General features: G+C 45.6%; 17 protein-coding genes. 14 read left to right on the top strand and 3 right to left on the bottom strand.

Annotated elements, in window-relative coordinates:
- Positions 1-9: 9 nt before the first annotated feature.
- The gene (locus tag AC0YNS_RS29175) at positions 10-891 is read left to right on the top strand and encodes a S8 family serine peptidase (RefSeq protein WP_475784432.1); all 882 of its coding nucleotides are present in this window, start codon (positions 10-12) and stop codon (positions 889-891) included.
- 81 nt (positions 892-972) lie between these two features.
- On the opposite strand, the gene AC0YNS_RS29170 is transcribed toward AC0YNS_RS29175, so the two are convergent.
- A complete protein-coding gene (locus AC0YNS_RS29170) occupies positions 973-1,869 on the bottom strand; it encodes a LysR substrate-binding domain-containing protein (RefSeq protein WP_475784431.1) in 897 nt (298 codons plus the stop codon).
- 134 nt (positions 1,870-2,003) lie between these two features.
- On the opposite strand from AC0YNS_RS29170, the gene AC0YNS_RS29165 reads away from it, so the two are divergent.
- The 11 genes from AC0YNS_RS29165 (at position 2,004) to AC0YNS_RS29115 (ending at position 19,297) form a co-directional block, all read left to right on the top strand.
- Positions 2,004-2,675 (top strand): O-methyltransferase, encoded by a 672-nt coding sequence (locus AC0YNS_RS29165; protein ID WP_475784430.1) that lies wholly within the window; start codon positions 2,004-2,006, stop codon positions 2,673-2,675.
- Positions 2,676-2,845: 170 nt separating this feature from the next.
- Positions 2,846-3,640, top strand: a complete 795-nt coding sequence (locus AC0YNS_RS29160; protein ID WP_475784429.1) for an SDR family NAD(P)-dependent oxidoreductase — start codon at positions 2,846-2,848, stop codon at positions 3,638-3,640.
- 11 nt (positions 3,641-3,651) lie between these two features.
- Positions 3,652-4,413, top strand: coding sequence for a phytanoyl-CoA dioxygenase family protein (locus AC0YNS_RS29155; RefSeq protein ID WP_475784428.1), 762 nt, complete (start codon positions 3,652-3,654; stop codon positions 4,411-4,413).
- Positions 4,414-4,683: 270 nt separating this feature from the next.
- The gene (locus AC0YNS_RS29150; protein WP_475784427.1) at positions 4,684-6,465 is read left to right on the top strand and encodes a sensor histidine kinase; all 1,782 of its coding nucleotides are present in this window, start codon (positions 4,684-4,686) and stop codon (positions 6,463-6,465) included.
- Between the two features lies 1 nt (position 6,466).
- Entirely contained in the window at positions 6,467-8,092 is a 1,626-nt protein-coding gene (locus AC0YNS_RS29145) for a response regulator transcription factor (protein ID WP_475784426.1), read from the top strand.
- A 266-nt stretch (positions 8,093-8,358) separates the two neighbouring features.
- Entirely contained in the window at positions 8,359-9,306 is a 948-nt protein-coding gene (locus tag AC0YNS_RS29140; RefSeq protein WP_475784425.1) for an ABC transporter permease, read from the top strand.
- An 18-nt stretch (positions 9,307-9,324) separates the two neighbouring features.
- On the top strand, positions 9,325-10,287 hold the full coding sequence (locus tag AC0YNS_RS29135) for a carbohydrate ABC transporter permease (protein WP_475784424.1): 963 nt from the start codon (positions 9,325-9,327) through the stop codon (positions 10,285-10,287).
- A 48-nt stretch (positions 10,288-10,335) separates the two neighbouring features.
- On the top strand, positions 10,336-11,916 hold the full coding sequence (locus tag AC0YNS_RS29130; RefSeq protein WP_475784423.1) for an ABC transporter substrate-binding protein: 1,581 nt from the start codon (positions 10,336-10,338) through the stop codon (positions 11,914-11,916).
- Positions 11,917-11,999: 83 nt separating this feature from the next.
- On the top strand, positions 12,000-12,923 hold the full coding sequence (locus tag AC0YNS_RS29125) for a phytanoyl-CoA dioxygenase family protein (protein WP_475784422.1): 924 nt from the start codon (positions 12,000-12,002) through the stop codon (positions 12,921-12,923).
- Positions 12,923-15,946 (top strand): beta-galactosidase, encoded by a 3,024-nt coding sequence (locus tag AC0YNS_RS29120; protein ID WP_475784421.1) that lies wholly within the window; start codon positions 12,923-12,925, stop codon positions 15,944-15,946. Before AC0YNS_RS29125 ends, AC0YNS_RS29120 begins: the two co-directional genes overlap by 1 nt.
- A 186-nt stretch (positions 15,947-16,132) precedes the next feature.
- Positions 16,133-19,297, top strand: coding sequence for a tetratricopeptide repeat protein (locus tag AC0YNS_RS29115; RefSeq protein WP_475784420.1), 3,165 nt, complete (start codon positions 16,133-16,135; stop codon positions 19,295-19,297).
- Between the two features lie 44 nt (positions 19,298-19,341).
- Here AC0YNS_RS29115 and AC0YNS_RS29110 read toward each other — a convergent pair whose 3' ends face one another.
- On the bottom strand, positions 19,342-21,354 hold the full coding sequence (locus AC0YNS_RS29110) for a heavy metal translocating P-type ATPase (protein WP_475784419.1): 2,013 nt from the start codon (positions 21,352-21,354) through the stop codon (positions 19,342-19,344).
- Between the two features lie 158 nt (positions 21,355-21,512).
- Between AC0YNS_RS29110 and AC0YNS_RS29105 the strand changes: the two genes are divergently transcribed.
- On the top strand, positions 21,513-21,881 hold the full coding sequence (locus tag AC0YNS_RS29105) for an ArsR/SmtB family transcription factor (RefSeq protein ID WP_475784418.1): 369 nt from the start codon (positions 21,513-21,515) through the stop codon (positions 21,879-21,881).
- Positions 21,882-21,950: 69 nt separating this feature from the next.
- Here AC0YNS_RS29105 and AC0YNS_RS29100 read toward each other — a convergent pair whose 3' ends face one another.
- Positions 21,951-22,226: a hypothetical protein gene (locus AC0YNS_RS29100; protein ID WP_475784417.1), complete on the bottom strand. Its 276-nt coding sequence runs from the start codon at positions 22,224-22,226 to the stop codon at positions 21,951-21,953.
- 199 nt (positions 22,227-22,425) lie between these two features.
- On the opposite strand from AC0YNS_RS29100, the gene AC0YNS_RS29095 reads away from it, so the two are divergent.
- A complete protein-coding gene (locus tag AC0YNS_RS29095) occupies positions 22,426-22,908 on the top strand; it encodes a cysteine hydrolase family protein (protein ID WP_475784416.1) in 483 nt (160 codons plus the stop codon).
- The last annotated feature ends 16 nt before the right edge of the window (positions 22,909-22,924 follow it).

The raw sequence follows: 22,924 nt of genomic DNA, 5'->3' as shown, positions 1-22,924 counted from the left end.
GCGTATCGTTTGTACTGGCCATCGATCAGAGAGTTTTTGCGTATTCCGGACCATCCGGATATTGTCACAAATGAACGTCGCCATACTTATATCGTGAGTACTTCTGCTGTTGGCGCCGAACCCATCCTAATGGAGCAAAGTGAAGGACCGTGGAACAATGGCATACATGGTTTGTGGGCAGCAGCAGCTTCCGCGGGTTCAGGTCAGCTTTCTAATGGTGACTATTGCGGATCGGCTCCGGAGGCGAATCTTTTCCTGCTACAAACGGGTCCGTTCTACACGCCTAATGATATTAATGAGAGAATTGGCAGCGCTCTGCGCTGGTTAAAACATAACTGGCGAAACTATGAAATTCGTGGCGTTGTTCTGACAGTTGTGTCAGCCCATGATACCGGACTCCTCCCCTGGCAGGCAGATCCCATTCGCGTGCTCTGCGAAGAGTTAGCGGACGATGATCTTCTACTTGTATCTTCTGTAGGTAACACGAAGGAATTGACTTGCAATGGACCTGCTTCTTCTCCTTCCGTCCTGTCAGTTGGCGGCGTTATTGTTCCTGAAAGTGGATATATGCAAGACGCCAGTCCATACCATTGCTGCCGGGGCATCACTTTTGAAGGCAAATGGGTCCCGGAGATCCTTGCTCCTGCTGAAAATATCGTTCTACCCATGCCTTTTGGTTCGGGCTTAATGCAGGATGCTTTATCGCAAAGTGTCTCGACTTTCAGTGCAGCTTGCGAGGCATTGGAAGCCATTACGGGTATCAGCTTCTCGCCAACCCCGGCGTGGAAAGAAGGACAATGCTGGTACTCGGAGCGAAGCACCGAAGCTAGGATTAGTATTGCGCGCCAGTGGCTCGATTGGGAGGGGGCAACTTGTTGCCGTTTTTTCTAACGAACACATAGGGCCTTATTTGAGCGAAAATAGTATTTTCGTCATTCTCGGCTATCGTACTCTCAGATGCTCTATGAATCCCTATCCGCGAACCGGATTCGCGCGGATCATCTGGATAAAATTCATCGTGGAAGCAGAGAGCGGTTCGTGCTTGCGCGTACATATGGCGATAGTGTTAGTTAAATGGATCCCCTCCACATAAACACGGCATAGCTCCCCGCGTTTGACGTAGTCTCGCACAACCAAGGAAGAGACAAAGTTGGCGCCGTAGCCTGCAATTACAGCGGTAATCGCTTCGTGCAATCCATTGAATTGCAAGGAGATCGTCGGTGTCGAGGAGTTGTAGGTGCGGCATAGAGACAGCAATCGCTCACGGGTGGAGCTTCCTTCTTCGCGCATAACGAAAGGCTCCTTCATCATGTCGGACAATGAAACTTGTTGATTCGCATAGCGATGGCCGGGAGCAACGACGAACCATAGCTCATCCCGAAACAACTCCTCCGTCTGAATCGTATCCGGATAAGCCTCCGGCAGTCCCCCGTAAATGGCGATATCGACCTCTACATTCAAGAGCTGTTTCAAGGCATCACTGGAGTTCGTCGTTGTGATGATCATTTCGACTTGCTCGTACTGCTGTTTGAAGGTTGCAATCCAAGCGGGAATCAAGAAATGAGCCGGCAAATACGTCGCTGCCAAACGAATGCATCCATGCGAGCCGCTCAGGTAATCCTGGGCATATTGTTCAATTTGTTGTTCCACGGCAAAAAGTCGCTTTGCCAGCAAAGCGATTTCTTCGCCCGCATCCGTTAAAGCGATCCCTCTTCCTTGCGGCTTGAGCAGCGGGAGCAGCAGCTCTTTCTCGAATTTCTTAATCTGCGCGGTGATGGCGGGCTGGCTGATATTGAGCAGCTCCGATGCACGAGTGACACTCCCGGTACTTGCAATCACATGAAATAATCGTAAGGCATGTAGATTCATCGCGAGCCAGATCCTCCTAATCACCAAATCATATATGAAATATATAAATCCAATTTAAACATATATTATATTTATGATTATAGCTCGAATACACTGGAAGCAGAAGTTCATTATGAGAAGGAGAAGTGATCATTATGAATCAAGCTGCGGTCTGGAGTAAAGTTGATCAGTATATTGCGGAGCGGTTGATTGAACAGGATGTTATTCTCCACAACGTGTTATCGAACAATCAAGAAGCGGGATTACCGGCGATTGATGTCTCGCAGGCACAAGGCAAATTCTTGAACTTGCTTGTACAGCTGCATGGTTCCAAACGAATCTTGGAGATTGGTACTTTAGGCGGTTATAGCACCATATGGTTAGCGAGAGCCCTTCCTTCGGATGGCCAAATTGTCACACTTGAGCTCGACCCCCATCATGCACAAATTGCAGCAGCTAATCTAGCTCTTGCACAGGTACAGGATAAAGTTGAAATTAGAGTGGGCGAAGCTTTACAACAATTGGCTCTCATGCGGGACGAAGGCGAGGAGACATTCGATTTCATCTTCATTGATGCGGATAAGCCAAACAATCCGAACTATTTGAAATGGGCACTTCATTTCTCCCATCCCGGGACGGTCATTGTTGGCGATAATGTTGTACGTGGAGGCGAGGTGCTAGACGAGAAGAACCCCGATCCACGTGTAATAGGGGTGAGACAGTTCTATGATCTCTTGGCAGAAGAGTCCCGAATTACAGCCACTGCGATTCAAACCGTGGGTAGCAAAGGCTACGATGGGTTCATGATTGGTCTTGTTACAAGCTGATCGCACAGCTCGCATATCTCACCAAAGGCTACCCGCGCGGTAGCCTTTTCTGATAAAGTCATATTTCGTATATATTGAGTCTACTGTGATCAATGACGCATACCTGAACCTATTCTACAATAACAGTTAAGTATAGTTATCATCCGCATCATCGTATGGGAGAGGATCGTATGTCGGAAGCATCAAGGCTGCTGGATGGCCGAATTGCACTTGTAACAGGGGCCGGAAGCGGGCTCGGGCGAGCAATTGCCATCGGCTTGGCGGAACAAGGAGCGAAGCTCGTACTGGTAGGTCGCAGAGCGGCGAAGCTGGAAGAAACAGCAGCATTAATCCATGAACAAGGCGGCACGGCTTACCCGATTGCAGCTGATATTTCGAAGTTGAATGAAGTAGAGGCGATGGCCCGGACAATCTTCGCAAGCTATGGTGTCCCAGCCGTAGTCGTGAATGCGGCCGGGGTGTTCAAAGAAATCGGTCCGATTCTGGAAAGTGATCCAACAGGATGGATGGAAACGATGATGATCAATGCCGTCAGCCCTTATTACATCTGCAGAGCACTGGCTGGAGAGATGGTGAAGGCAGGGTGGGGACGCATCGTTAACGTTACCTCCGCGGCAGCATTGGCCGAGCCTGAGGGGACCAACAGTGCCTACGCTACGAGTAAAGTGGCTTTAAATCATTTTACAAGACAGCTGGCTGCAGAGCTTAGCGGTACAGGTGTGACTGCAAACGTGTTTCACCCCGGCGAAGTGAAAACCGAAATGTTCGAAGCCATAAGGGACAATGTTCGCGTGCCGGGAGAGCTGCAGGACTGGGTGGCTTGGGTAGAGCGGACAGGCGGTGATTCGCCGGCGAAGTCTGTTCAGCTTATTGCCGATTTGCTGAAGCCGGAGTCGGACTCCATTACCGGCCGATTCCTATGGATAGAGGACGGACTCAAGCAACCTAAATATAGCTGGGATTAGGAGCGTTGATCATGACAACCTTACAATCGCATCTGGATGAGTTTAATCGGCAAGGTTTCACCGTATTTCGGGGGGCAATCTCGGAAGCGTGGGCGGATCAGCTGCATGCCGGGTTGCTGCAGTATTTGGAAGAACCGCCTCTGCCGGGTCAATGGGACGGATTCCGTACGCGTATGTTTGAGCGGGGAGAGGCGTATATCCGATTGATCGAGAATGAACCTATCGTCGACTTCGCGGAAGCGCTGCTTGGCGAGAAATGCCATATGTTCTGTATGAATGCGTTCACGACTAAGAAAGGCAAAGGCTTTGATACGTGGCATGTAGATGAGGAGCTATTCTTCCCGCTGCCTGAAGGAACAGAGCTGGATGAGCGTATCCAAATGCCGACCTATCTCATTACGTGCATCTACTATTTGGTAGATGTTGCACCAGACATGGGTCCAACGCAGTTGATCCCGACGAGTCACCGGAGCGGTCAGCATCCGCCGGCTAATCAGGATCCGCCAACCTATAAAGGGCAAGAACCTGTTACGATTAACGCGCGCAAAGGCGATTGCCTGATCTTCTCCGGACAGACCTGGCATCGCGGATCGACGAATCAAAGCGATACAGATCGCGCCGTGCAGCAAATGATGTACGGGAAAAGGTGGATTTCGCAGCGATTCTGGCCCTTCATTAACTATGTGATGCCGCAGGATGTCATTGATTACGCAGAAGGGAATCCTCGTCTGAAACGATTGCTGGGCTTTCATCAGCACGGTCCTTACGGGTGACATCTATAATTACGCTTGATTATAAGCCGTTGTTTTGCTGCCTTAAGCAGCAGGGCAGCGGCTTTATTGCTGCGCTGTTTACGAAACTAGCGATAATAACGGTAATCATGTCATGGCTATTCGTATATTGTGTCTATCCCCTTCCGTTATGATTAATCCAAGTATCGACATTTTCTTAGGAATCGGGTTACAATTTGCATTACCATAGCGGTTGTCATTATGATCATACCGGACTGAGGTCGATTGATTGACGCAGAGAGAGGTAAGCTAATGAACCAGAAGAGAACATTGCGTTTCAAATTCATCCTCGGTTTTTTTATCGTAACGACGCCGTTGATTTTTTTTCTGTTCTATAATAATTTCTATGCCATGAATGTCGTCCGTACGGAGGTATCCCAGTCGTATTACAACTTCCTCGAAACGCAGGTCTCCTCTCTCGATCAAACGTTGGAGGAAACGAACAATTATATTCTGCGCCTTGGAAGCAGCGATTTCTCCTACACCAATTTGATACCGCTTACACTGTATCCGAAGGAGAACGGCGATTATTTTATGGCCAAGCAGTGGTTATTGCGCAAGTTTGATGATGATCTCAGCGTCTATAAAGGAATCAAAACCTTCTTCGTCTATTCGAAGAAGAATAATGATATGATCAGCGTGAAAAAAAGCTATGAAGATACCCAGGAATTTGACGGCGTCCTGTATTCCTTCTTCGAACAACATGCGAATGACATGGATACACAGAACTGGACGGTCACTTCATGGGAGGATAAGTATTACTTGGTTCGTGTCATTCCGATCAGCCCGAATGAAATCAATCGAGAGCTGTATGTAGGCGCACTAATCGATATTGATCACTTAATTCAACCGCTTAGACAATCTAATTTCGGAAACAGCGGCAAAGAATTGCTGCTGATGTCGAACGCGGGCACTTCTCTTATTGAAACGACCCTCTCTTCCGAGAACGTGAATGAAATCGTGAAGAAGCTCGAACACAATGAGATGAAGTACGTCTCTTTTACGAAGTCATCGAGCGGGAGCAAGTATATGCTTGTCGGTCTTCCATTCCAATATGCACCGATTAGCCTGGCCGTCTTCATACCGGAGAAAGTCGTGCTGCAGAAGCTGTTATATTTTCAACGCTTGCTCTTCTTGCTCCCCATTGGGTTAATTATCATACTTGCTTTCTACTTGTTATTCGTCAAGAACGTACTGCTGCGGCCCATGAACATTCTTATCAAAGGAATGCAGAGCATCGGCCGGGGGAACTTGGATGTGAGGCTTGGCGACCATTCAACCAAAGAGTTCTCATTCCTGGTCGAGACGTTTAACAAGATGGCTTCGCAAATGCAAGGCTTGAAAATCAACGTATACGAGGAAATGCTGCGAGCACAGCGGGCAGAATTTAATCATCTGCAAGCGCAAATTAACCCGCATTTCTATTTAAACTCCTTGAATATTATATTCAGCCTCTCGGTGCTGGAAGAGAATCTGCTGGTTCAGAAGATGACCGAGCATCTAGGCGATTATTTCCGCTTCATTACTCGTTCCCATCGGGATACGATCACACTTGCCGAAGAGATTGGACATATCGAGAACTATTTGGAAATTCAGAAGCTTAGATTCCCGGAGAAGCTAACCTTTCAAATTACAGTCCCTGACATGTACAAGCCATACAGTATATCTCCCTTAATCATTCAACCTTTTGTTGAGAATGCGATCATACATGGAATGGATAAAGGAAAAGCGATCTTTCAGATTGCGATCACGGTGAGCCAATCCGAAGAGTCGGCCGATTGCTATGAAGTGAGGATCAGCGACAGCGGTAAAGGGTTTGCTCCTGATAAACTACAGCTGTTCCAAGCCGGTCAATATGCCGAAGGGCAGGGCTCAGGCGATAAACATCTCGGTATTTGGAATGTACACCATCGCTTACGGATGAAGTATGGCGAGGGATTCCGTATTCTGTTCGAGAATGGAGCCATTAAAGGGGCAGTCGTCCGCTTAATTATTCCCAAACAGTCAGCATATGAAGAGCAGGGGGATCTCTAGCATGTATAAGTTACTTATCGTAGATGATGAAGTCTATGCGATTAAAGCGTTGTTGCGAGGGATCGATTGGAACGGGTTAGGCTACAGCGAGGTGTACAGCGCGAGCGACGCAGATGAAGCGATGGAGATTATTCGAACCGTGAGCATCGATGTGCTGCTGTGCGATATTGAAATGCCTGACAGCAACGGACTCGATCTGGTTGGCTGGGTTAGAGAGCATAACACGTCGATCGTGCCGGTTTTCTTGACCGGTCATGCCGATTTCGCCTATGCACAACAAGCCATTCGCCTGGGCAGCTATGAATATTTACTGAAGCCTGTTAACTATGATCAGCTAAGAACGGTCATGGTGAAGGTACAGGAGCGGGTAGAGGATCTGAGGAAGGTGGAGCAATTCGATGAACGCTTCCAAACCTATGAGAAGCTTTGGGAGAAGCAGAAGCCTCTGCTGACCGAACGATTCTGGCAGGATATATTAGCTCAGCGCCTCATTCCGACCACGGATAATTTGATGCAGCAGCTTCCTGCGTATAATGTCACTTTTGACCCGAATACATGGATTTTGCCTATTTTGCTTAGTGTAGAGATGTGGAGCAAGGAGTTCAATCTGCGCGATGAAGAAATCATGGAGTACGCACTGCGTAATGCGGCAGCTGAGATGTTTCTGCAATCACATGCAGGTGACGTGATCCAAGATCGCAACGGCCTTCATTTCATACTCATTTACTTGACGAACCCTGCAGAAGCAGATAAGGATGAATGGCATGCCAAATGTCAGGATTATATTGACGTGTGTTCACGACTGTTCTATTGCAGCTTGTCTTGTTATATCGGACGGCCGGCAGAGATAGGCGATCTATCGGAAAGCTATCATACGTTACTGGAGCTTGAGGCTCGTAATATTGTGAATACGAGGGTTGTCCAATTCCAGCCGGAGCGCACTGGCAGCGCGTCGACGAATCCGATCAAAGCGCCGGTCCATATTGAATGTGCGGATTGGGTCGTGCTGTTCGAGTTAGGGAAGAAAGAGGAGCTCATGAAGCGATTGGAGGCCGTCCTTGCAGAGCTTCGGGAGGATCAAGCCAGTGCCGCAGAAACGATTGATGCCCTGTATCACTCCATCTTACATATGGTGTACCAAGTGTCGCATAAGCATGGACGGTCTGTGAAAGAAATGCTGGGTACAGGAAAGTGGTTTGGAGATGCTTCGGCAACCCGTTCCATTGCTCACTTCCAGCAATGGGCCGCACGTGTTATTACAGCAGGAATTGAATATATGCAGTTGATGCGGATGGACAGCTCTGCCATTATCGAGAAGATCAGGCAGTATGTGCAAGCGAATTTGAAGGATGTAATGAGGGAAGGGATTGCCTCTCATGTGCATTTGAATTCGGCTTATCTATCAAGGCTGTTTAAGAAAGAAACAGGGCAAACCTTGATGGACTACATCATTACCGTTCGCATGAATCAAACGAAAATTATGCTCATCGAAACAGATTTAAAGATTAGTGAAATCTGTGAATCTATGGGATACGAAAACTTCTCTCACTTTAGTAAAATTTTCAAAAAACAAGTCGGTGTTCATCCGCAAGAATTTCGCAAGCGATATCAAATGCTGGATAAATAAGTGCAAGAACAGGCCCTCGGTGAACAATTTATTGTTCATCCGAGGGTTTATTTTAGCTTCTAAGGATGTATAAGTTTCACTTCATAAATGAGCTTAGAATTCTCCGGTATGAAACGCGCTGCGCCGCTAAAAGGACGGCGGCAGCCGTTTCACCTTGTTGCTGTCATAATAACGGCAATGATGTCATTCCACTTCGTAGAATGCCATTAATCGAGACTCTATAATAAAGGTAACAGATGGGGATAACGAGAAAGAAGGTGCTGAATATGGGTAATAAACCCATTAATAATCAATACAAAACATCCTTTATGAAGAAAGTATTTCAAAATCGCTATTTATTACTCATGTTACTGCCGGGCGTGCTTTACTTAATTATTAACAATTACATTCCGATGCTTGGGTCGGTTGTCGCTTTCAAAAGCATCAATTACGCGCTGGGTTACTTGAAGAGCCCGTGGGTCGGATTCGACAATTTCAAGTTTCTGTTTAACTCAAGCGATGCCTGGGTCATTACGCGGAATACGATCTTGTACAATCTAGTATTTATCGTTCTTACACTGGTCAGCGCCGTTACATTCGCTATCCTGCTGAACGAGCTGCGAAACCGCTTCTTCTCCAATTTGTATCAGAGCATCATGTTCCTCCCTTACTTTCTGTCTGCGGTCGTTGTAGGGTATCTTGGTTACTCGATGCTGAGCCAGGAATTTGGTTTCATTAACACGATCCTATTGGCACCGCTTGGCATTGAACCGATTTCGTGGTACAGCGAGCCGAAATATTGGCCGTTCATCTTGCCGATCGTCTACATTTGGAAGAACGTCGGCTACTCCATCGTGATTTACTTGGCGGCCATTATCAGTATCGACAAGGAGTACTATGAAGCTGCCATAACCGACGGTGCAACCAAGTGGCAGTTAATCCGAAACATTACACTGCCTTCCATCAAGCCGATGATGATCATTCTGACCTTGCTCGCAGTCGGTCATATCTTAAATGCGGATTTCGGTTTGTTCTATCAATTGCCGCTTGATGCGGGAGCCTTATACTCAACAACGAATGTCATTGATACGTATGTGTACCGGGCCTTGATTCGACTGGGAGATACGGGAATGTCATCGGCAGCGGGCATGTATCAGTCCGTAGTCGGATTCGTTCTAGTCGTTAGTGTGAATTTCCTGGTACGCAAAATAGACAAAGAGAATGCACTCTTTTAGAACAGGAGGAGGAGAAGCTTGGAAACTACATCTTCGGTCAACTATTCTTTGCAAGATGAACCTTCGGCTGTAAGAAGGAACCAGCGAGACATACTGGCTGTCTCAGCCAAGTCCAATATCATTCTGAACATTATCTTTATCCTATACGGTTGTCTGTGTCTCCTTCCCATCTTGTTGGTCGTAGGCGTTTCCTTCTCGGATGAGAAATCGATCGCACTCCACGGCTATAAATTAATACCTGAGAAATTCAGCTTGTCCGCTTACAAGTATTTGTGGTTCGATATTCACAGCATTATAACGGCTTACGGGATATCAATCGTAGTTACGGTTGTAGGAACAATTGCCGGAATCATTATGACTGCCTTGTTTGCTTATCCGTTATCGAGGAAGGATTTTCATTTTCGCGGGTTCTTCTCCTTCTTTATCTTCTTCACGATGATATTCAGCGGCGGTCTGGTGCCATGGTACTTGGTATACACGAATCTCCTTCATCTGAAAGATACAATCTTCGCCTTGATTGTCCCGGGCCTGCTAATGAACGCCTTCTATGTCATTATCATGAGAACGTTCTTTCAAACGACGATTCATCCCTCGATTATTGAATCCGCAACGATGGAGGGGGCAGGTGAAGGCCGAATTCTCGTTCAGATTGTTGTCCCGTTATCGCTTCCTGTATTTGCGACAATCGGCTTGTTCTACTCGCTCGGGTATTGGAATGGCTGGTACAACAGCTTGATCTTTATTAATAATGACGACATCATCAATCTCCAGTACATGATGTATAAAGTGTTAATGAACCTGCAGTTCTTGCTGGCAAACGCCCAAGCGGGTGGTCCGAGCTCTACAGAGATTGCGAATTTGCCTAGTGAATCCGTTCGTATGGCCATGTGTATTGTTGGTACGGGGCCAATGGTGTTCGCCTATCCCTTCTTCCAGAAGTATTTCGTCAAAGGATTGACTGTAGGCGCTGTAAAAGGCTAAAACTAGCATTGCTAGTTAGCATAGATAAATATACTCAGGAGGGTTTGTATGAAGAAAATGAAAAAAGCAGCTCCACTCGTTGTAGCCTCGATTGTTTCGGCATCTCTATTGTTGTCAGGCTGTGGAAAAAGCAATAATCAGAACGCAAGCAACGAGCAGGCAGTTAATGATACAAAACAAGAAACGACGGCGACCAATGAAACTACCACCGCAACCAATGAAGCTCCTTCCGCACCGGAGCTGGCGCCATACAAACTCAAGATGGTCGTTCCGGGCGGAGCGGTGCCGAAAGACTTGGCACTGGTCAATGAGGAAATCAGCAAGTATCTAAAGGATAAAATCAACGCATCGTTTGAACTGGATGTCATCGACTGGGGCAGCTGGCAGGACAAAGTGAACTTGAAGTTTGCATCGAGCGAGCAGTTTGACTTGCTTCAAACGATGAACTGGGATAACTTCGGCACGAAGATTCAACAAGGCAACATTATCGACTTGACTGATCTGATCGACAAAAACGCACCGGATCTGAAATCAGTTATTAACCCGGCGTTGCTCGAGGGTTCGAAGGTGAATGGACGCAATTATGGGATTCCTATCAATAAAGAGCTTGCCAGCCAGGCAGGTGTCATGCTCCGCAAAGATCTTGTAGATAAATACAAAATCGATATTACTCAAATTAAGAAGGTCGAAGATTTAGAACCGATCTATCAAATGATCAAAGAGAAGGAGTCCGGTGTTACTCCGCTCTACTTGAATAAAGATACAAGCGTGGATTGGATTTATAATCCGATGAATTTCGAAGATTTGGGAGACGCCAGCCCTGGATCGGTAGTACGCGGAGCGAACGACTTTAAAGTCGTGTCCGGCATTGAAACGCCGCAAGTGAAAGCAGAATTGGATCTGGCTCGCAAATGGTTCCTGGCCGGTTATGTGAACAAGGATGCGGCAACAGCAGCGGATATCTCGGGGGCACTCAAAGCAGGTAAAGCCTTCTCCTACGTCCAACAACTGAAGCCGGGTAAAGATGCGGAAGATAGTTTGGCTAACGGCGTTGAATTTGTGCAGGTGGAGTTAACAAAGCCGATCGTGAGAACGGCAGATACAACGGGTTCGATGACATCGATCTCCAGAACCTCGAAGGATCCGGATCGTGCGATGATGTTCCTGAATCTCCTTTACACGGACAAATACTTAGTTAACTTGATTGCATTCGGTATTGAAGGCAAGCATTTCGTGAAGAAAAGCGATAACGTGATTGACTTCCCGGAAGGCGTAGATGCTGCAACATCAGGTTACGTGCTTAATGGCGCTTGGATGTTCGGTAATCAGTTTAACGATTATCTGTGGGCCAATGAGAACCCGGCTAAATGGGACAATTTCTTGAAATTCAATGAATCCGCGGAGAAGTCGAGCGTACTGGGTTTTGTCTTTAATCCGGAACCGGTTAAGAATGAAATTGCGGCGTTCAACAATGCGAAGAAGGAATTCGAGCCAGCCTTATTCACCGGAACTGTTGATCCTAATGAATTCCTGCCTAAATACATCAATAAAATGAAATCCATCGGGGTAGATAAAATCATCGCAGAGAAGCAGAAGCAACTGGATGAATGGGTAAAAACAGCGAAGTAATGCTGTAACCATTCAGCAATGTACATCTCAAAGGCTGACGCTCTTCGGAGCGTTAGCCTTATTTATACCAAGGAGGGATTCGGGTGCTTAATCATGTGCTTAACTTCGAGCAAATCGAGCATTTCAAGGAACGGGGCTGGGTCAAGGTCGAGCAAGCCTTTGCGCCGGATACCGCACGCTCCTGTCAGCAATTTCTATGGGAGAAGCTGAGAGTGAGAGGGATTCTGCAAGAGGATCCATCGACTTGGACAGAGCCGATGATTTACATCCAGGAAGCTTATCGGAGTCCGGAATTTGACCGTTGCAACACGCTGAGAATGGCTAATGCGATCGAAGAGTTGATCGGCACAGACAGATGGACAGATAAAGGTGTGTACGGCGTGGATGAGATTCATTCTACATGGGGCTGGTGGCCGGTGAACTTTGCACTGGGGGCGGAGAAAGAGTGGAGCGTTCCAACTGAAGGGTGGCATTGGGATGGCATACACTTCCGTCATTATGTAGATAGCCCGGAGCAGGGACTGCTGTGTTTATGCTTATTCTCCGAAATTGCTCCTCGCGGCGGCGGTACGCTAGTGCTTGAGGGTTCACATAAGCTGGTCGCTCGTTTCTTAGATCAGCATCCCGAGGGACTTGAATCACAGGCTGCAATAGATGCGCTAAACCTGCAGCATCCCTATTTAGCGGAATTGACCGGCATTACGAGCGGGAAAGCTGCTTCTTCTGCGAAAGAGCGCATCAATATCTTCATGAACACGCTGCATACGGATTCAAAGGGTATTCAATTGCGTGTGGTTGAAACGACCGGCTCTCCGGGCGATGTCATCCTCTGTCATCCGTTTCTGTATCATACCTCATCGCAGAACCATAACGGCGTTCCACGCTTCATGTGCAACCGAACGACTCCGTTAACAGAACGCATGAACTTGAATCGAGATGAACCTCGTGACTACTCGCCGTTAGAATGGAGCATACGGCAGGCACTCAGCGATAGGGAGACTACATAATGACGACTAAGCTTGAACCAGCAATAAGCTGCAAGGAGTCTTATTTTAAGATATATGGCAAGAGCAGACTGGTGATCTCCGGGGAGTTGTCTTATTTCAAAACGGATCCGATCGAATGGGAGGATCGCATCCGCAAATTAAAAGCCAATCTCTTGAATTGCATCAGCACCTACGTGCCTTGGGGGTTACATGAGAACGAGAAGGAGCAGTTCAGCTTCTCGGGCCGTTTAGATATCGCCGAGTTTGTGGAGTTAATGAAACAGAATCAGTTATTAGGCATATTAAAGCCGAGCGGATATGTTTGCGATGAAATCTCTGGTGGGGGATTCCCAAGCTGGATTTGGGCGGAAGGAGTCAGAACGAGAACCGGTGACCCCGCTTTTCTATCTTATTTGCATCGCTGGTTGGATACGATCACACCTTTGTTGAAAGACACTCAAATTACAGCGGGAGGAAATGTAATTATTTGGCAAGTGGAGAATGAGTTCGGTTTCGGGAATAAGCCGTATTTACTTCAACTGGCCAACAGAGTGAAAGAGCTTGGCATCGAGGTACCTATCGTGCTGAATAACGGAGATTATTATGCCGAAGAGGGGCTGCTCGGGGCATTTGATTACTACCCTACGCCTGCTCCGGATCAGATACGGGAAGTCTCTGCTTACTTTCAGAACTACCGGGCAACGCATCCGGATAAGCCGATCTTTAGTCAGGAATTCGAGGCGGGCTGGTTAAACACCGCTCTAAGTTCAGACGTGACGACAATGGGACATTTACCGCGTGTATGGCTGGAAAGCTTGACGAAGCTTGCGTTCATTAACGGCTGCGCAGGACTGAACTACTTTATGTTTGCCGGTGGAACCGATCCGGGGATGCAGCCTGCTAAATTCTTCCCGAATCGCTATTATAACGAAGCCGCCATCGAAGAGTGGGGCGAGCTCGGGGAATTGTACTATCGCTATAAGACTACGCATGCTCAGCTGCTTTCCTTCGAATCCTTACTGGTGGAAGAGCCGGAAATGATGACGGGTACAGAAGTTTGCGTAGAAGGGGTTCCTCCCGAAGTGCTGGTCAACCTTCGCGGTAAGCAGCTGCTAGCTTTCAGTAATGCTTCCGATGACATCCAAGCTTTCACCTGGGAGTCCGAGTTGTTGGGCGTATTTCCAACCCGAATCGTGCTTCAGCCGATGGAAACCAAGATCTATCCGCTCCATGTTCATTTACATGCGGGCTTGAAATGGATTCATTCCTCGGCTGAATTCCTCTACAGGGATGCGAGCGTTTGTATCGTATTTGGGGAGATCGGACAAGAAAACCAATTGAAGCTGATGTGGAACAGCGAGTTACTGCCGCATGTGGTTGATTCCGGAGCCGTACAGACAGCATGGTGTGCGAATGAACTAACCATTACTTTCACACCTGGGCCGGAAGATCAGTGGATCTGCTTGGATGCCTATCGGATTATGATGATTTCGCGGGAGCGGGCCATGCATACCTGGTTTGGGCCGGAAGTCGACGGCAAACGGGATCTGCTTATTTCGGACCTTTATTATGCGGAATGGTCGGCATCTGACGACGATCATATTCAAGTGGAAGCTGAACCCGGTGTTACCCATGCGTTGACGGTGATTCGCAGTGCGGATGCATCCATGAAGCAAATGACTTACACGGCACCTCATCATAACGTTCCTGATCTTCAGGAAACCGCCGAAATCATGAATTGGGACATTTGTCAGGATTGGGAGAAATCATTTGTGTCCTCGCAGGCTGCAGCCAAGAAAACCAATCTAGGGCGTTCCTTTGAGACCAATGGGCATAACGATTGCGGTTATGCGGTCTACACAAGCGAATGGATCAGTGATGGTGAGGAGCAGCAATTATTGATACCGGAAGTAAATGATTACTTTGATCTGTTTATCAATAATGAATGGGTTGCTTCGGGACAACGCACCATGAAGCTCCGGTTAACCAATCTTATTGCCGGGAGCAACAGCTTGACGCTTCGCTGCTACTCCACGGGGCATGACAAAGATATGGCGCTGGATCCGGCTTTAAGCGGAATGATGCTGCCTTTGTATGTGGGTGCCCTTCACTCCGAAGAGCTGGTGAGCTGGAAACAGAAGATGTTGTTCACCAAGGAAGAGAAGGATGCGATGTTTGAGGACAAGGATCAGTTACTCTCCTATCACGAAGATGGCTATGCGCAGGAGATCGGCATTGATATCGCAGCGCTCGGTAAGGAGACGAATAATTGGTCCTCATTCGAATTTGGCTCGGAAGGCCTTCTGATGAAAGATGCCAATATTGACTATTCGGGCTCGGGTGAAGTCCTAAACCGAACACAATTTCATGCGGATGCCAAGTATGCCGGAAATCGGGTGCTGCTTGAAGTTCGGGATGCTGATCTAATCTACGCCTTGTATGTGAATGGCAAGCATCTCGCTGCGATTTGGCAAGGGTGGAGCAACTGGGGATTCGAGAATAGCCCGAAATATTGGGATATCACCCCTTGGATTCAATTCGGAGAATACAATCAAATCCTTCTGCGTTGTCTAATGGGGCCAAGAGGCGGCGGTGTCCTTCAGCCCGCTAGTATCTCCTACTACAAAGCCGCAATCGAAGGGGAAGCGAGCTTTACTCCGTTAGCATCAGGAATTCAGGCTGCGATCGAGGGTGAGCTCGGTACTTATGAGCAGGATAGCTTGCAAGGCTTGGTAGCTAAGCAAGAAGGCTCCCTGATTGTAGCTAGAAGTCAATTTGCCTATTCAGAATGGACAGATGTGGTTCATCCGGTGTACATCGAGCTGGAGGGCGTACAAGAGTTCACTTTGATTTATGTAAATGGCGAGTTAATCGGCAAATATTATCCCGGCGGCTATCAACGAAGATTCTATGTCTGGCGCTCATGGCTCAGAGAAGGTAATAATGAGCTGGCGCTTGTGGGTAAACTCACGGCTTCGCCGCAGCCTTGCATCAAGATCGGCTATTATCATGTGAAGATGAAAGATCGTATTCAATTAAGCTAGATTTCAACATCGAAGAAACTGGTGAAAAACCTCCGTCAGCTGAGCTGATGGAGGTTTTTTGTTTATTATTTCTTTGGTTCAAATTCATCTCACCCATAAATATTAGGAGCTATTTAGACAATCTTGGTATAATAAACTTGGGAATTAATTCTAATTGAATGTTGACTAAAAGCGAGGGAACAAGTATTGGGACTCCAAATCGATGAAATTTTTTATAGCTCACAGAGTAACCGGCAGAATATGCTCCTGCTCATTCACGGTCTTGGAGCCACAAATCAAACTTGGCGATTCGAAGAAACGGACTGGGTTAAGCTTTTTTTGGAGGATTCGCAACTTCAAGTTTTCGATGTCGCTTTAGTTCATTACAATACGGCACACTTAGCTTCAAAAATACTCACTAGTTTCGGTTTAAATGAGATACAGGTTTTCAAACAGAAACTAACAATCGGTAAAAAGAATGAGCTGACTGAGCTAGAAATCTTAACACAGGAGCTAAAGAGGGAATTAGGTCGCACAGATCTTCAATCTTATAAGAATGTTTACATAATCGGGCACAGTATGGGGGGACTAGTTGGATTAGGGTATTTGGTGCAAGAACTTGTTCATGGTTCCAACCATCCAATTAAGGGCTTTATTAGTTTGGCAGCTCCATATAATGGTTCATCGAAAGCGTTTATTAATGAGCTTATAAGGTTTCATCCGCATGATCAGATTAGCGATTTGGCTCCGAACAGTAAGTTTTTGGACCATTTAAATAGGCTTGGTGTCGCTTATAAAACAACTCTTGAGCCTATCTGCTCTTTCGCATATGGAACTGAGGATAGCATTGTAACTAAAGAAAGCGCGGTTCCGCACTTTATGGAGTCACTCATGTTCTCCGGTATTCCACTTCCTGGCACGCACAAGGGAATACTTCAGGCATCTAATCATCAGAACCATGCTTATATCTATGTTAGAGATCAAATTGTAAAATGGCAATCACAGTCGGAGGCTATAGTTGAACCAATCTCTACTTCGAATATTACAAATCACTTTTTCCCTATTTCTTCTCATTTCCATGGTAGAGATCCAGAATTGCAAAATGTCAGAACACTACTGGAAGACGGTGGAGCGGTATACATCACGGGTATGCCGGGAATAGGAAAAACACAACTAGCTGTACGCTATCTAACGTTGAACAGACAACAATACCGAACTATTTGTTGGGTTCGAGCGGAAACTCGAAGCGCAATGATGATAGATTTGCACCGTTTTCGGCAAGGGATCGCTAATGAAGATTATAATGCGGAAAACTTTGATGAGCTCTCACTTCTGGGTTATGTTCGCAACTGGATGGAACAAAATCGAGATTATTTGTTTGTTTTCGATAACGTGAAAGCTGAAAGTGAAATTTCACTTCTCCTGCCGAGCATGAAGCAGGGACATGTGATTGTGACGAGTCAAAATGAACTTATTAAGCACACTAATGCATTGATACAGTTAAAGCCGCTAACGAAAGAAGAATCTTTGGAATTGCTTTTTCAGTTAACGGGACGGAAAGAAGACGATTATGCAGTTAAAATAACGGAGTATTTCGGGTGCTTGCCTTTAGCTATCGAACAGGCAGGTGCATTTATGAATCAATCGAACAGAACATACGAACAACTCTATTTGCTATTGTTGAATCGGCCAATTGACGTAAAAAGGAGAATAGGATCTACAATTTCCATTGGAAGTAGCTTTGAGAATTTGATTGACGTTATTCTTCAAGAATTGAAGAGCATCCAACCGGAAAGTCTGGATTTCTTAATCCTGTTGTCGTTCTTATCCCCAGATTGTGTACCTCTGGAATGGTTCGGTGAACAACTTGAGATTATCTCGCTTGTTTCTGTTTTCAAAGATGATTTATTGTATGACGATGTTCATCTTGCTCTATTAAGATACTCCTTAATTAATCGGAATAATAAAAAGAACATGATTAGCATACACAGACTCTTGCAATCAACAATACGAGAAAGATTGTCGTTTCATGAAAAGAGTGAGTGGCACCGGCAAGTGACAAGTTTATTAAATCGTTTGATCCAAAAGCAGGAAACTGGTCCATTAGAATATCGTAAAATAGTTGAATTGGTTAATCATATTCAAACATTGGCCGAACATTACGAGAGTGATATGAAGGATAGGGGATTTCTTACTTTGCTCAATAATACTGGAATTTACTTGAATGAAATTGCTCGATACTCGGAAGCTTTCTCTTTATTTAAATATGTTTCGGATCAGTATAAACAATTGCCCGGAATTGAAGAGGTCGAAGAGGCTAATATTCGAAACAATATGGGACTTGCACTAAAGCATCAAAACCAATATGAGGAAGCTGCTGACTACTATAACCAAGCATTAAATATATTTGAAAAAGGAGATTATACGAATACTTTTGAATTCGCTAATTGTTTAATGAATTCCGGACGTTTAGATATGGATCTAGGTGAATACAATAAATCGCATGACAAACTATTACGTGCATTTGAACTAGCTGAACAGTTATTGTGTGAAGATGACCCTTTAATCATTCATTTTATTAATAATTATGGATTAATTCTACAACAGCTAAATAGAAAGAAGGCTAATCGATATTTCATTAGAGCATTAAAGCTCTTGAAAAAAATTAATCAGTTGGATACCGTTCATGCTGCGATCGTTTACAATAACTTATCGGTTGAACTCATGAAACGTGAGAAACCGAAGTGGTCGATATTGGCTCTGCAGAAATCGCTGGAAATTGATATTGGTTACTACGGTAACGAGCACCCCGTACTTGCTTACCGATATGATAATTTAGCTAGTACGTATTTAAATATGAGAAATCATAGTGAAGCAATACGGAACATAAAGATCGCTTATAAAATAAGGAGGAAATATTATAGTACAGACCATCCGAATATTGGTATTCTCTTTTTAAAATATGGTTTCGTATTATTAGATAAAAATAAATTGGTAGAAGGGAAAGAGTGGATTCTACGTTCGTTGATTATCGACGAACTCTTTTACAAAAACTCCTTTCATGTTGAGCTTGAATCCGCTCTGAACCATCTGACATTTATTCAACTAAAGTTAATAAAACGACTTTTAACTTTAGAGAACAGAGATGTTGATCAATTAAAACAGATGTGCAAAGAAGGAGAAAAATATGTACGAAGGTCATTAATTATCAATTATTCATCTGAGAAGGTATCTCATCTGAATTTCTTCCAAAGAACGCTGCGCGATATTCGAAAAGGAAAGATACACAAATTCTCCGCTCATAAAGAAACCGTGAATGTGTTTATTAATTTTAAAGAGAACGGGTATGTAGAAGCTCGTTTTCTAGATTAGTTGGTTTGTACCATATTCATCCTGCCCAACACATTGGCAGTCGATCACTGGGATCGGCTGCCTTGCTTGTTATCGGGGCCAATCAGCACCGTCAGACTCACTAACGTAACGAAGATGGTAGCGCCCATATCGGACAGAATAGCAATCCAGAGCGTTAGCCACCCCGGAATGGTAAGCAGTAAGGCGACCAGCTTCAATCCGAGTGAAACGCCTATATTAAACCGAATGATCGCATTCACTCGTTTTGCCACGGATACGGCCTCCGGCAGTTTGCCCAGATGATCCTGCATGAGCACGATATCCGCCGTCTCGATCGCGCTATCCGTTCCTTTGCCCATGGCAATCCCCAGTTGAGCCGTCGCCAACGCAGGTGCATCATTGATGCCATCCCCAATCATAGCGACTTTACCGCTACGCGCGAGTTCTTTAATCTTATTCACTTTATCTTCGGGCAGCAGATTGCCGTAAGCTGTAGTAACACCAACGAATTTAGCAACCTTCTCTGCGGTCGTCTGATGGTCGCCGGTAAGCATGACCGTGTTACGTATGCCGGCCTGACGAAGCTTTGCAATGACCGTTTTACTTTCTGCTCGGATTTCATCAGCGATGCCGAACATGCCAAGTACCTGCTCACTGTCAGCTAGGAGAACTAACGTGAGCGCTTGATTCTTCATATCAGTAATTTGAGTTTGGACGTCGGCTGGAATAGTGAGATGTTCCATGCTACGCTCATTTCCAAGCCAATATTGCTTTCCTTGTACAAGGGCGGCAATCCCTCGGCCGGAAATCGTCTGGATTTCATCTGGTGCTGAGACCTGGATTCCCAGTTCCGTAATTTTCTTCATTACTGCTTTGGCCAGTGGATGGGAAGAAGAGCTTTCGATGGCACCTGCGATTTCTAAGAATTGATGCTCTTCGTATACGATCATCTTCTCGACGTACGGTTCTCCTTTGGTTATCGTCCCCGTCTTGTCGAAGGCTATGGTATCGATTCGGCCTAACTGCTCTAGGAAGACGCCGCCTTTGATCAAAATACCGTTCCGCGCACTTCGAGTTATACCAGCTACAATCGCTATCGGTGAAGAGAGAATAAGTGCACAAGGGCATCCGACGATTAAGACGGCCAAGCCTTGATAGATCCATTTGCTCCAATCTCCGCCTAGGAGAAGGGGAGGAATCAAGATGACGAGCACTGAGATCAGCATAATGATTGGTGTATAGTACCTAGCGAATTTATTAATAAACAGCTCAGTCGGTGTTTTCGTTTCTTGGGCTTCTTCAACCAAATGCAGAATCTTCGCCAGTGAAGAATCCCTGTAAGCCTTCTCGATCCGGATGTGTAGGACACCTTCATTGTTGATGCTCCCACCAAAAACAAGCTCTCCATTGTCTTTCTCGATCGGTAATGCCTCTCCGGTAATTGCAGCTTCGTTAACCGAGCTTTTACCGCCGACTACGACTCCATCGGATGGGATCTTTTCTCCGGGTTTCACGATGACCAGGTCACCGACTGTCAAAGAAGTGATAGGGACGACGACTTCGTGGCCATTCTCAAGTTTCACCGCTTCTTTAGGAGCTACTTGAAGGAGCGTCTCCATAGAGCGACGGGCTTTCTCCATTCCAAGTCCTTCGAGCAGTTCGTTCAAGCCGAATAGAATGGCCACGAGCGTAGCTTCCTTCCACTCGCCGATTGCAACGGCGCCTGCCAATGCGATTGTCATTAAGGTGTCGATGTTAAATCGCAATGCCAATAGATTCTTTAGCCCGCGTAGAAAGGTCGAATAGCCGCTCAGAGCAATGGCTGCCAAATACATGCCGATCTGGATACCGCTGTTTAACTGATCGCCGGAGATATAAGCGACACCATAGAAGATCGCGGAGACGAACAACATTTTAACCATTTTGGAATTCCCGTGTTCATGAGAATGATCATGATTATGACTATGACCATGACTATGAGTGTGATCATGGGTATGATTATGACTACCCTCGTGAGCGTGGTTATGACCTGGTGCGCAATGATCACACGAGAGTCCATTGGAGCGGGATTCTTTCATAAGTGCACCTCTTTTGATTAATATATGAGTATGTATTCATATGATATGTTGGAATTATTTTTCTGTCAAATGTAATTCCTCCATCCGGCGTGCTGCAACAATCGGCCATCGGCTATGTTATAATAAAGGACATCATATTCGATGGCTGGTGGAACGATTTGGACGATAAACTTACGCTAGAAACCTGCGACGATTCATGCAGCGGGACTCAGATTGATTTTAGAGTCGTGAAAGAACATTTAGTTGATGAGTCCTCAGCCAGTGCGATGGCCGATTTATTCAAGACACTAGGGGATCCCACTAGGGTGAAGATTATTCATGCGCTATCTCAGAGCGAGTTATGCGTACATGATTTGACACAAGTACTCGATATGGGGCAATCCGCGATTTCGCATCAGCTTCGATTTCTAAGAAACCTTCGTATCGTAAAGAGGCGTAAAGTGGGGAAAACCGTATTTTACTCCTTAGATGATGATCATGTGGAGCAAATATTCATTCAAACGTTACAGCACTTGAGACATGATTAATTTCCGCTTAAAACAAACAAGGCAGCCGATCACGTGGATCAGCTGCCTTGTTTGTTTTACATGGAATGACTATGAGAAATTTGAAGTGAAAACGCCTAGGATGATAACAAACACGACTACATAGAACGCGATTCCGATACATGCCCAGATCAAGCCTGCCTTGGCATAGTTCGCTTTATTCGGATTCGCACCGCCGCCAAATGCCCAGACGAGAAGCATAATGATATTTACAATTGGAATCGCAAGCAGGAGAGTTGTGAGCATCCAGTCTTTTACGGAGATAATAGGTGCACTCGGCTGTGGAGCAACAGACTGGTAGTAATTCGGATTCGCATTCGCTTCCATTGATTAAAATCCCCTTTATTAATTGTTAATTTTTGTATGACCCACAAAGATACTATAATAGGACTTAAAGTTAATCAAGTTAATTTTTGTTACTCTCCTATTAATTCAGCTGCCTTGTTTGGTTCCCTTTATATGGGTCAAGATCATTTGGTATAATTGGAAAGGTATCAGGATTCATTCAAATGGAGGCGTATAATCGATGAAAATTGGATTCCTAATTATTGATATGCAAACAATCCATCTACAGGAAATAGACAAGCAGATGATAGAAAGAGCCAGTGAGTATATAAACTATGTATCAGATGTGCTTCGTTCCAATCATCACCCCGTCATTCACATTCACGACATTGAAGGTATTTCGGACTCAAACAGAGATTCCTTCAATTCGATCCCGGAGATTCAAGTTCAGGACACAGACATCATCGTAAGCAAAGAAAGCTCGAATGCTTTCTGGCAAACAGACTTGGAGCAAGTACTGCTGAAGCATGAAGTGGAATTAGTCATCCTTGCCGGATTTGCGGCAGAGCAATGCGTGTTGTTTACCTATAACGGTGCCAGTGAACGAGGATTTAAACCAGTCATGTTGCAAAACGGGATTATGAGTAAACACGAAGACATCATCACCTCAACTTACCGGGATCGGAATCTGATCTCCTATGCTGTCGTTAAATACTTAATGTAAGTTTAAACAGGAGAAA

It is taken from the genome of Paenibacillus sp. J22FR21 (assembly GCF_056269135.1).
This window is presented reverse-complemented; position numbering and strand designations above follow the sequence as displayed.

Bases quoted from the DNA above. Each gene is read 5' to 3' on its own strand.
- AC0YNS_RS29170 (WP_475784431.1), bottom strand. From the start codon at position 1,869: ATGAATCTACATGCCTTACGATTATTTCATGTGATTGCAAGTACCGGG.
- AC0YNS_RS29165 (WP_475784430.1), top strand. From the start codon at position 2,004: ATGAATCAAGCTGCGGTCTGGAGTAAAGTTGATCAGTATATTGCGGAG.
- AC0YNS_RS29160 (WP_475784429.1), top strand. From the start codon at position 2,846: ATGTCGGAAGCATCAAGGCTGCTGGATGGCCGAATTGCACTTGTAACA.
- AC0YNS_RS29155 (WP_475784428.1), top strand. From the start codon at position 3,652: ATGACAACCTTACAATCGCATCTGGATGAGTTTAATCGGCAAGGTTTC.
- AC0YNS_RS29150 (WP_475784427.1), top strand. From the start codon at position 4,684: ATGAACCAGAAGAGAACATTGCGTTTCAAATTCATCCTCGGTTTTTTT.
- AC0YNS_RS29145 (WP_475784426.1), top strand. From the start codon at position 6,467: ATGTATAAGTTACTTATCGTAGATGATGAAGTCTATGCGATTAAAGCG.
- AC0YNS_RS29140 (WP_475784425.1), top strand. From the start codon at position 8,359: ATGGGTAATAAACCCATTAATAATCAATACAAAACATCCTTTATGAAG.
- AC0YNS_RS29130 (WP_475784423.1), top strand. From the start codon at position 10,336: ATGAAGAAAATGAAAAAAGCAGCTCCACTCGTTGTAGCCTCGATTGTT.
- AC0YNS_RS29120 (WP_475784421.1), top strand. From the start codon at position 12,923: ATGACGACTAAGCTTGAACCAGCAATAAGCTGCAAGGAGTCTTATTTT.
- AC0YNS_RS29110 (WP_475784419.1), bottom strand. From the start codon at position 21,354: ATGAAAGAATCCCGCTCCAATGGACTCTCGTGTGATCATTGCGCACCA.
- AC0YNS_RS29100 (WP_475784417.1), bottom strand. From the start codon at position 22,226: ATGGAAGCGAATGCGAATCCGAATTACTACCAGTCTGTTGCTCCACAG.
- AC0YNS_RS29095 (WP_475784416.1), top strand. From the start codon at position 22,426: ATGAAAATTGGATTCCTAATTATTGATATGCAAACAATCCATCTACAG.